This is a genomic window from Pseudomonas sp. NFACC41-3, assembly GCF_900109505.1.
In the GTDB taxonomy this organism is placed as follows: Bacteria; Pseudomonadota; Gammaproteobacteria; order Pseudomonadales; family Pseudomonadaceae; genus Aquipseudomonas; species Aquipseudomonas chlororaphis.
In genome coordinates this window covers 610,748-620,173 of the sequence record NZ_FOAE01000002.1, presented here as the reverse complement: position 1 = coordinate 620,173, position 9,426 = coordinate 610,748, and the positions used below count along the sequence as shown (strand labels likewise).

Genomic DNA, 9,426 nt, shown 5'->3' with positions numbered 1-9,426 from the left:
CGATAGAGCGTCAGGGCTTGGCCGGCTTTAGCAAGTCGGCCAATACTGTTTGCATTCACGCCAACCCGCGGACGCCGACACCATGCGTAACACTTCGATCGATCTGCTGGATCACACCCCACGCGCCGTGGTGGCGATCGGTACCGATTACCCCCAGGGCCACCTGTTGCCGAGCCACAGCCATCGTCGCGCGCAACTGTTGTATGGCGCCACCGGGGCGATGCAGGTCAGCACCACGAATGGCCGCTGGGTGGTGCCGCCACAGCGCGCGGTATGGATTCCACCGCGAGTGGCCCATGAGGTGCTGATGCTCGGGGTCAGTACCCGCAGCCTGTACATCGAGCCGGCGGCCATGCCGGCCCTGGGCGATGAGTGCCAGGTGATCAGCGTGTCGCCACTGATGCGCCAGTTGCTGATGGAGGCGGTGGATCTGCCGCTGGCGTACGACGAGAACGGACGCGACGGCGTGCTGGTCAGTCTGTTGCTGCATGAACTGAGCCGTACCACCCGCCTGCCCCTGCACATTCCCCTGCCCGAAATGCCACGCCTGCTCACCCTGTGCCAGGCCTTCCTGCAACAACCCGATGCCCACCAGTCTCCCGAGCAATGGGCGCAACCGCTGCATATCAGCCTGCGCACCTTCAACCGCCTGTTCCGCGAGCAGACCGGCATGAGTTTCGTCCAGTGGCGCCAGCGCGCCTGCGTGGTCAGGGCCTTGACCCGACTGGCCGCAGGCGAGGCGGTGACGCGAATCGCCCTCGATTTCGGCTATGACAGCCCTGCCGCCTTTTCCACCATGTTCCGCCGGGTAGCGGGGCAACCGCCCAGCGCCTACCTGGAAACCGGGGCATAGCGCCGGGACAAGACTTGTCACGAAGACGTTGAGGCGATCGGCAAAATGAGTTTGATCCGGGAGCAAAACAACTGTACAAATAAACAGTACTTTATCGACTCATCTTCACCCGCTTCCGGAGAAATCCCATGGCCGCACTCGCGATGAAAGTCACCCTGGAACGTATCGCCCTCTTCCAGTTCACCCCAGAACACTGTATTCAAGCCCGCGCCATGCTGGGTTGGAGCCAGGAACAGCTGTCACAGGAATCCGGCGTCTCGATAGCCGCCATTCACCGCTTCGAGGCGGGCGGCGAATTGCTCGACGTGACCCGACTGGCCCTGGCCTTTCGCCTGGAAGCAGAAGGCCTGGTGTTCTTCCCCGGTTTCGCTCCAGGGCGTGGCATGAACATCAAGGGTGCGACGCCCAACCCGATGGAACGGCCCGACTACGCCATGATCGAGTGATCCAGGGCGCTCAATACCTCTTCCTGTAATGCCTGCACCGAGCGGTGAGTGGCATCGAGGCGGATTACCGGGCAGCTCAGCCCGGTGATCCAGCTCTCATGCCGGCGCAGGCTGCGCGTACCTTGGCCACCCGTGTCGTAGCCAGCCGCCCAGGCAAGAAAGGTTTGAGTCGCGAGATGGCGTTCGCCGCCCTCATGGATCTGCTCGCCGTAACGCTGAAACTCGCGCACCCGCAAACGCTGCAAGCGGACCTCGGGGTCCAGGCGGAGGAAAATGGCATGGGTGAAAGCCTCAATCATCGGGTCGCCCCAACCGCACAAGGAGCCGGACAGCACCCAGCTGTCCAACCCGGCCACCTGCTGCTGCAACAGCTGGATGCGCTCATCCCGGGGACGGCGCAGGCTGAAAGGCTGTTCGCTGGGGCGCCAGAAGAAGTTATCGGAATCGAAGTGGGCGATCCCCAAACGCTGGGCCAGCGCCTGGCCCAAGGTCGTGGTGCCGGAACCGGACGCGCCAAACAGATGAAGCCGATAAGCCATCACCAGGTCCGTCGAGGGTATTGGGGGAGTTCTCTAGATACTCCCCAGGCCCGGACACGGCAACCTGGCGATGGCCGGGCTCGGGGAGTAGCCGATGAAGGGTCTACAGATCGCTTGCCGTTACCTGCTCGGCCACGGGGTCGACCTCCATCCACCAGGCGTGCCCCCGTTGCGGGTGCGCCAGGCTGAAGGCCTCGCCCATCTGCGGCGTGGCAATGGCGATGCTGCGTTCCCAGGCCAGCGAGAGGATGCGATCGAACGGTTCGTACCAGGCATGCATCGACAGGTCAAACGTGCCGTTGTGAATGGGCAATAACCAGCGGCCCTTCAGGTCGATGTGCGCCTGCAGGGTCTGCTCCGGCTGCATGTGCACGCCCGGCCACTCGACGTTGTAGGCGCCGGTTTCCATCAGGGTCAGGTCGAAAGGGCCGTAACGCTCGCCAATCCGCTTGAAGCCATCGAAGTAACCGGTATCACCGCTGAAGAAGATCCGGCTGTCGCCATCGATCATCACCCAGGAGGCCCACAGCGTGCTGTTGCCATCGAACAGGCCACGGCCGGAGAAATGCTGGGAAGGCGTGGCGATAAAACGAATACCATCGACTTCCGTACCTTCCCACCAGTCCAGCTGGCGGACTTTGTCGGCCGGCACGCCCCACTTCACCAGGGTATCGCCCACGCCCAGGGGGGTGAGGAAATGACGGGTCTTGTCCGCCAGCTTGAGCACGGTCTGGTGGTCCAGGTGATCGTAGTGATCATGGGACAGGATCACCGCTTCGATCGCTGGCAATTGCTCCAGGCTGATAGGCGGCTGGTGAAAACGTTTGGGACCGGCCCATTGCACCGGCGATGCGCGTTCGGCGAATACCGGATCGGTAATCCAGAACTTGTCGTGCAGCTTCAACAGCACCGTCGAATGCCCCAGGCGGTAGACGCTCTGGTTCGGCGCCGCCAGCAGCTGTTCGTGGGTCAATGGCTGCACCGGGATGGCCCCGACCGGGCGGGTATTACGCGGTTTGTGGAACAACATGCGCCAGAAAATACCCAGCGTCTTGCCCAGCCCGGCACGCCGGACCGGCGCGTGATTACGGAACGCCCCTTGTTCCTGCAGGGACGTTTCGGGGCGTGAGACGCTGTCTGCACGGGAAGAGAGAGTGGCCATGAATCAGTGACTCCAAGGAACCCGACAAGGCTCCGGTGATTCTCTGCGGAACGACAAAGGCCAATGCACGCAAGCGTCAGCCGACCATCATTTTTTCTGCCATGAGCTACACTGCACAGTGTAGTTTTTCTAGATTGCAACAAACCCGGGACTAAGTAAACTGCCCCGGATAACTGCCAACGACCGCCATCGAACCCAACTTATGACAGCCCCCAAGCGCCTGACCGACCTCAAACGCGAAGCCATCATCCAGGCGGCAATCACCGAATTCCACGCCAGCGGGTTCGATATCACCAGCATGGACAAGATCGCGGCAACCGCCGGAGTGTCCAAGCGCACGGTGTACAACCACTTCCCCAGCAAGGAGGAGTTGTTCACCGAGATCATGCATAAGTTATGGGCAAGCATCAGGGCGCGGGCGGACATTCTTTACCACCCCGGATTAACCCTGCGTGAACAGTTGCGGGACTTGTTGATGGCCAAGCTGCAACTGCTGGCCGATGACAACTTCCTCAACCTGGCGCGGGTCGCCATTGCCGCGACCCTGCATTCCCCCGAGCGCGCCCAGTACATGGTGGCGCGCATGGGCGAGCGTGAAGAAAGCCTGATGGTGTGGATTCGCTCGGCCCGGGCGGACGGCCGGCTCAAGCCGCTGGACCCGGACTTCGCCGCCCAGCAGCTCCACGGCATGCTCAAGGCGTTTGCCTTCTGGCCACAGATCACCATGAATCAGCCGCCCCTCAAGGAAGACGAACAGCAGCGCGTCGTCGAATCCACGCTGGACATGTTCCTGGCCTGCTATCAAGCCTGATTCCCTTCTCCCTCGATTGGCTCCGACAGCGGATCTGCCGGCCGCCATGACTTGCACCGAGTGCTCTGCAATGGGCATTTGCGTACGCTCGTTCCACTAAATGGCCTGCAAGGACACTGATTATTCTTGTTGGAATAAATGACAATATTCGCCGCCTTGCCCAATGAAGGGTGACGGCCAATAAAAACACCACAAAGTGTTTCAAACCCGGGCTCGCGCAGAAATTTATGGATAACCAACAAGGCAAAGGGCTGTCGTTTGCCAAACGTATTTACCTGCCCAGGATCGTCGGGCTGGGGATTGGCAGCCTCAGCGTATTCGCCGGCTTGTACCCGCTGCCGCAACCGACCTGGGTTTGGCTGCTCCTGCTGTTCAACGGCTTTATCTGGCCGCATCTGGCATACCTGATCTCGACCCGCGCGGCCTTCCCCTACCAGGCCGAACGCCGCAACCTGCTGTGCGACTCGCTCTTCGGTGGTTTCTGGGCGGCGGCGATGCAGTTCAATCCGCTGCCCACGGTGACCATTCTGGCCATGATGGCAATGAACAACGTCGCGGCCGGTGGCCTGCGCCTGTTCATCCATGGCTCCATGGCACAACTGAGCGGGATACTGCTGTCGTGGTTGCTGCTCGGTCCTGCCTTCACCGGGGATGCCACCCAGCTGCAGATCTACGCCTGCCTGCCGATGCTGACCCTCTACCCGATGGCGGTGGGTATGGTCTGCTACCGGCTGGCGATCAAGCTCGCCGAGCACAAGCGCACCCTCAGCGCGCTGAGCCGCACCGACAGCCTGACCGGCCTGCTCAACCACGGCGCCTGGAAAGACCTGCTGCACCTCAAGTTCACCAAATGCCAGCAGCAACGCTGTCACGGCACCATTGCCTTGATCGACATCGATCACTTCAAACACATCAACGACAGCTACGGCCATATCCTCGGCGATGCCGTGCTGCATCAATTGAGCCGGGACCTCAAGCACAACCTGCGCCAGGACGACCTGGCCGGGCGCTATGGCGGCGACGAGTTCTGCGTGATCCTGCCGACGACCTCGATCCAGCAGGCCCACGAAGTGATGGAACGACTGCGGCAAGTCTTCAGCAACTATCGCCATCCGGGCGTGCCGCCACTCCGGGTCAGCCTGAGTATCGGCCTGGCCGCCTGGCACCCGGGGCTGCGCGATGCCGCAATGTGGCTCATGGAGGCCGACAAAGCCCTGTATGCCGCGAAAAACACCGGACGCAACAAAGTCGCTATCGCCTCCCCGATAAACGACGCGCTCCTGGCGGTGTCCACCAGTTCCTGAAAAATTATACAAAAATGTAAAAACCCGCAGTTTTGTACAATTTTTACCCGCATCGCTCCACACCAAGCCGGCATAATGCCGCCATGCGGTTGCCTAAAAAAAACGCGCGGCATATTCGCCGCCGTGCAACATAACTTCCCTAAATTGACTCGCAGGCCCAGCGTCTCACCTCAGACGTTGAGCAAGGGTACGCGCCGGACAGGGGCGTGCCCTTCCAAGGGGTATCTGTCAGTCATGGAATGCTGGCATTGAGCAGACAAGGCCGAGGCCCAGGGGGCTTTCGGCATGCAGGCGCAGACAACAGGGACTGACTCCAGGTTTTTCCCACTGAGCACCAGCCATCATGCTATTCAACCGCCATAACAAAACCATCGACGCCTTGCACCACACCATCGCCCAGCAAGCCAGCCTGCTCGAGGCCATCGACCGTTCGATGGCGGTGATCGAGTTCGACCTGGAGGGCACGGTCCTGCGGGCCAACGACAACTTCCTCAAGACCATGGGCTATCGCGCGGAACAGGTCATCGGCCACCCCCATCGGCAGTTCTGCAATGCCGAATTCGCCCGCGGCAATCAATACCGCGAGCTCTGGACGCGCCTGAAAAACGGCCAGTTCCAATCGGGGACCTTCGAGCGCGTCAATGCCCAAGGCCAGCCGGTATGGCTGGAAGCCAGCTATAACCCGATCAGGGATGCCGACGGCAAGGTCTTCAAGGTGGTCAAGTACGCTCTCGACGTCACCGAAAAGGTCCAACAGGAAAGCGAGTCCAGGGGCAAGCTGCACGCCATCGACCGCGCCATGGCGGTGATCGAGTTCAACCTGGACGGCAGCGTCATCACGGCCAACCAGAACTTCCTCGATCGCCTCGGCTACAGCCTCGCCGAACTCAAGGGCAAGCATCACCGGATCTTCTGCAAGCCCGAGCTGGCCAACAGCAGCGCCTACCAGGACTTCTGGCAGCGTCTCAACCAGGGCGAGTTCTTCAGCGGGCAGTTCGAGCGTGTCGACAAACGCGGGCAATCGCTGTGGCTGGAGGCCAATTACAACCCGGTGTACGACGCCGCCGGGCGCCTGTGCAAGGTGGTGAAGTTCGCCTCCGACGTAACCGCGAGGGTGGAGAAACACGCCCAGGACGCCCAGAGCGCGACCCAGGCCTATCACATCTCGGTGGAAACCCGGCAAGTCGCCGAACAGGGCACCGCGGTGATCCAGCAGGCGGCCAGCGAGATGCGCCAGATCGCCGTCAACATCGAAGACTCCTCGACCCTGATCGCCAAGCTCGGCGAGCGCTCCGAGCAGATCACCGCCATCGTCAACACCATCCGCGCCATCGCCGAACAGACCAACCTGCTGGCGCTCAACGCCGCGATCGAAGCCGCGCGCGCTGGCGAACAGGGCCGGGGGTTTGCCGTGGTCGCCGACGAAGTCCGGCAACTGGCCGCCCGCACCAGCGGCTCGACCGCGGAAATCTCGGGAATGATCGACATGATCCAGCAAGAAACCCAGCAGGCCATCAAAAGCATGGACGGGACCCGGGACCGGGCGGCCAAGGGCGTGGACCTGGCGGATCAGGCCGGCACGGTGATCCTGCAGATTCGCGACGGTGCCAGCGAGGCGGTACAGGCGGTGAGCATGTTCGCCAACGAGCGTGCCACGCTCTGAACCGGCGCCTCTGAATCAACGATGTCGACGCCAGGGAAGGCGTCGAGCAAAGGGCTATAGTGACCGGCAGTCCCATCGCCCCGAGCCCGCCATGAACCCGACCCCATCCGCAACCGCCTCAGCCGCCCCTGTCGACCACCTGCGTTTCCACCGTCCCCATGCCCATCTGGCCCCGACCTTCGGCACCGACCGCTTTGCCCTGAAGGCCGAAGCCTTCGCCCGCTTTTTCGGCACCCCGACCTTTCTCGGCGCGCAAACCCTGATCGTGCTGATCTGGGTCGGGCTCAACCTGAGCGGGGTGACGCACTTCGACGTTTACCCCTTCATCCTCCTCAACCTGGCCTTCAGCCTGCAATCGGCCTATGCCGCACCGCTGATCCTGCTGGCCCAGACCCGCCAGGCCGCGCGCGACAAAGCCCAGACCGACGCCGATGCCCAGCACCGCGAAGCCATCGCTATCGCCAACAGCGAACGCCAGGCGCAAGCCGCGCAACACAGCGCGCAACTGCTCGAACTGCTGGAGCAGAACACCCGCCTGACCGAGATGACCAAACAGCTGACCGAACGTATCGAGGGCCTGACTTCGGAAATGCACCGGCACGTCCTGCACAAGGACCCGCCCCAGGCATGACTCACTGCGGCGCGCGCAGACGCTGGCTCAATTCGTCGAACAGCGTCACCACCGCGCGCAGCGCCCGGCAGTCGGCCCGGGTCAGCAACCAGAGCGCGGTGTCGCAGCCCGGCAGCGGGTCGCTCAGGGGTTGCAGGGCAGTGGTGTCGTCAAGCAGGAAATCCGGCAACACCGCCACGCCCAGCCCGGCCTTCACCAGCTCGCTGACCGCCAGCATGCTGTTGCAGCGATAGCCCGGCACCACACCGGGCAACACCTGCCGGCGCCAGGCCACCGTGGCGTGGTCCGGGAGAAAATCGTCCGGGGCGATCCAGGTCAGCCCGGCCAGATCCGTCGAGGCGACCGACTGCCTGTAGGCCGGGCTGGCACAGACCCGGTAAGACACCGCCCGCAACTGCCGGCCCACCAGGTGCTCGGGTGGCGTGCGCGTCAGGCGCAGGGCCAGGTCGGCATCGCGGCGGCTGAGGTTGGCGAAATCATTGGAGGTGCTGAGCTCCAGGGCCAGTGCCGGGTAACGCGGCATGAAGTGCGCCAGCGCCGGCAACAACAGGCCCTGCAACACCGAGTCGGTACAGGTCAGGCGTACCGTGCCGCTGACCACCGCGCCGCCCTGCTCCACCCCGACCTGTGCCGCGTCCAGTGCCTGTTCCGCGCGTTCGGCCTGCTCGGCCAGGGTGCGGGCCAGGCCGGTGGGCAGGTAGCCGGCGCGGCTCTTGTCGAACAGCTGCTGGCCCAGCGCGGCCTCGAGGCGCCGCACCGCACGGAACACCGTGGACACATCGACCTTCAACAACGCCGCCGCGCGGGCCAGGGAGCCGCCACGCACCAGGGCGAGGATCAGCGACAGGTCGGAGTAGTCGAGCCGATAGTGCGTGGCTGCATTGATCACTTGGATAAACGCCAATATTGAGTGCGTGAGCGCCAATCTATAGTGGTGTCCAGCAACCGACAAGCGTTGGCCCTACCGGGAGAAATCCATGCCGCACATCGCACATCCGCCGACCCTGCACATCGCCCTGGTGGGCGACTACGACCCTCAGGTCACCGCGCACCAGGCCATTCCCCTGGCCCTGGAAATGGCCGCCGAGGAAACCAGCCTCAAGGTGCACTACCGCTGGCTGGCCACCGACAGCCTGACCAGCGACGCGCCACTGCAAGAGTTCGACGGCATCTGGTGTGTGCCCGCCAGCCCCTACCGCTCGATGGACGGTGCCCTGCGGGCGATCCGCTTTGCCCGCGAGCAGCAGCGGCCCTTCCTCGGCACCTGCGGCGGTTTTCAGCACGCGGTGCTGGAGTACGCGCGCAATGTGCTGGGCTGGGCCGATGCCGAACACGGCGAAACCCATCCCGAGGCCGAGCGCGCCGTGCTCACACCATTGACCTGCGCCCTGGTGGAAGCCACCGACAGCATTCACCTGTGCGCAGGCAGCCGAATCGCCGAAGCCTACGGCGAGCAGCAGATCAGTGAAGGTTATCGCTGTCGCTACGGGGTCAATCCGCAGTTCGCGGCGCAACTGCTCAAGCACGACCTGCGCCCCAGCGGCTACGACTCGGCCGGCGACCTGCGGGCGGTGGAACTGCGCGACCAGCGGTTCTTTGTCGCCACCCTGTTCCAGCCAGAACGGGCAGCGCTCAAAGGCGTCGTGCCGCCCCTGGTCAGCGCCCTGCTCGCCGCTTGCCTGGAGCGTCATACATGATCGCCCGTACCCCCGAGGCACCCTATTACGCGGTGATCTTCAGCGCCCAGCGCCGCGAGCCGGACCCGGCCTACGAGCAGGCCGCCGAACGCATGGTCGAACTGGCGCGGCAGCAACCGGGGTTTCTCGGCCTGGAGTTCGCGCGTAACGAGGACGGCTTCGGCATCACGGTCTCCTATTGGCGGGACCAGGCCTCGATCCTCGCCTGGAAGCAGCATGCCGAACACCGCATCGCCCGCGAACGCGGGCGCAGCGACTGGTACGCGGCCTGTCACACTCGGGTGTGCAAGGTCGAACGCGCCTACCTGTTCGAACGCTGA

The 9,426-nt window shown here is 63.4% G+C and carries 11 protein-coding genes; 8 read left to right on the top strand and 3 right to left on the bottom strand.

The features are described 5' to 3' along the window. The first annotated feature begins 82 nt into the window (after positions 1 to 82). Both BMY68_RS12260 and BMY68_RS12255 read left to right on the top strand, forming a co-directional pair. Positions 83 to 853: an AraC family transcriptional regulator gene (locus BMY68_RS12260; RefSeq protein WP_085531963.1), complete on the top strand. Its 771-nt coding sequence runs from the start codon at positions 83 to 85 to the stop codon at positions 851 to 853. Positions 854 to 981: 128 nt separating this feature from the next. Continuing rightward, positions 982 to 1,299, top strand: a complete 318-nt coding sequence (locus tag BMY68_RS12255; RefSeq protein WP_009045171.1) for a helix-turn-helix transcriptional regulator — start codon at positions 982 to 984, stop codon at positions 1,297 to 1,299. On the opposite strand, the gene BMY68_RS12250 is transcribed toward BMY68_RS12255, so the two are convergent. Continuing rightward, positions 1,281 to 1,838, bottom strand: coding sequence for an AAA family ATPase (locus BMY68_RS12250; protein ID WP_085531965.1), 558 nt, complete (start codon positions 1,836 to 1,838; stop codon positions 1,281 to 1,283). The two genes, BMY68_RS12255 and BMY68_RS12250, sit on opposite strands and share 19 nt — an antisense overlap. Before the next feature lie 103 nt (positions 1,839 to 1,941). Then, positions 1,942 to 3,000 carry an MBL fold metallo-hydrolase gene (locus tag BMY68_RS12245; RefSeq protein WP_085531967.1) on the bottom strand — a complete coding sequence of 353 codons (1,059 nt, stop codon included), beginning with the start codon at positions 2,998 to 3,000 and terminating at the stop codon, positions 1,942 to 1,944. Between the two features lie 202 nt (positions 3,001 to 3,202). Here BMY68_RS12245 and BMY68_RS12240 point away from each other — a divergent pair, with 202 nt between their 5' ends. From BMY68_RS12240 to BMY68_RS12225, 4 genes are all read left to right on the top strand, one after another. Next, positions 3,203 to 3,811, top strand: a complete 609-nt coding sequence (locus BMY68_RS12240) for a TetR/AcrR family transcriptional regulator (protein WP_009045174.1) — start codon at positions 3,203 to 3,205, stop codon at positions 3,809 to 3,811. A 227-nt stretch (positions 3,812 to 4,038) separates the two neighbouring features. Further along, positions 4,039 to 5,115 carry a diguanylate cyclase gene (locus tag BMY68_RS12235; protein ID WP_085531969.1) on the top strand — a complete coding sequence of 359 codons (1,077 nt, stop codon included), beginning with the start codon at positions 4,039 to 4,041 and terminating at the stop codon, positions 5,113 to 5,115. Positions 5,116 to 5,458: 343 nt separating this feature from the next. Continuing rightward, on the top strand, positions 5,459 to 6,778 hold the full coding sequence (locus tag BMY68_RS12230; RefSeq protein ID WP_085531971.1) for a methyl-accepting chemotaxis protein: 1,320 nt from the start codon (positions 5,459 to 5,461) through the stop codon (positions 6,776 to 6,778). A gap of 91 nt (positions 6,779 to 6,869) precedes the next feature. Beyond that, entirely contained in the window at positions 6,870 to 7,409 is a 540-nt protein-coding gene (locus BMY68_RS12225; RefSeq protein WP_009045177.1) for a DUF1003 domain-containing protein, read from the top strand. Between the two features lies 1 nt (position 7,410). On the opposite strand, the gene BMY68_RS12220 is transcribed toward BMY68_RS12225, so the two are convergent. Then, the gene (locus BMY68_RS12220; RefSeq protein WP_175534833.1) at positions 7,411 to 8,361 is read right to left on the bottom strand and encodes a LysR family transcriptional regulator; all 951 of its coding nucleotides are present in this window, start codon (positions 8,359 to 8,361) and stop codon (positions 7,411 to 7,413) included. A 25-nt stretch (positions 8,362 to 8,386) separates the two neighbouring features. Between BMY68_RS12220 and BMY68_RS12215 the strand changes: the two genes are divergently transcribed. Together BMY68_RS12215 and BMY68_RS12210 are read left to right on the top strand one after the other, a co-directional pair. After that, positions 8,387 to 9,106 carry a CTP synthase C-terminal region-related (seleno)protein gene (locus BMY68_RS12215; protein ID WP_085531973.1) on the top strand — a complete coding sequence of 240 codons (720 nt, stop codon included), beginning with the start codon at positions 8,387 to 8,389 and terminating at the stop codon, positions 9,104 to 9,106. Further along, positions 9,103 to 9,426 (top strand): antibiotic biosynthesis monooxygenase family protein, encoded by a 324-nt coding sequence (locus tag BMY68_RS12210; RefSeq protein ID WP_062824934.1) that lies wholly within the window; start codon positions 9,103 to 9,105, stop codon positions 9,424 to 9,426. The genes BMY68_RS12215 and BMY68_RS12210 overlap by 4 nt, the downstream gene beginning before the upstream one ends.

Excerpts from the sequence above, each read along its gene's own strand:
- BMY68_RS12260 (WP_085531963.1), top strand. The coding sequence starts at position 83 with ATGCGTAACACTTCGATCGATCTGCTGGATCACACCCCACGCGCCGTG.
- BMY68_RS12255 (WP_009045171.1), top strand. The coding sequence starts at position 982 with ATGGCCGCACTCGCGATGAAAGTCACCCTGGAACGTATCGCCCTCTTC.
- BMY68_RS12250 (WP_085531965.1), bottom strand. The coding sequence starts at position 1,838 with ATGGCTTATCGGCTTCATCTGTTTGGCGCGTCCGGTTCCGGCACCACG.
- BMY68_RS12245 (WP_085531967.1), bottom strand. The coding sequence starts at position 3,000 with ATGGCCACTCTCTCTTCCCGTGCAGACAGCGTCTCACGCCCCGAAACG.
- BMY68_RS12240 (WP_009045174.1), top strand. The coding sequence starts at position 3,203 with ATGACAGCCCCCAAGCGCCTGACCGACCTCAAACGCGAAGCCATCATC.
- BMY68_RS12235 (WP_085531969.1), top strand. The coding sequence starts at position 4,039 with ATGGATAACCAACAAGGCAAAGGGCTGTCGTTTGCCAAACGTATTTAC.
- BMY68_RS12230 (WP_085531971.1), top strand. The coding sequence starts at position 5,459 with ATGCTATTCAACCGCCATAACAAAACCATCGACGCCTTGCACCACACC.
- BMY68_RS12225 (WP_009045177.1), top strand. The coding sequence starts at position 6,870 with ATGAACCCGACCCCATCCGCAACCGCCTCAGCCGCCCCTGTCGACCAC.
- BMY68_RS12215 (WP_085531973.1), top strand. The coding sequence starts at position 8,387 with ATGCCGCACATCGCACATCCGCCGACCCTGCACATCGCCCTGGTGGGC.
- BMY68_RS12210 (WP_062824934.1), top strand. The coding sequence starts at position 9,103 with ATGATCGCCCGTACCCCCGAGGCACCCTATTACGCGGTGATCTTCAGC.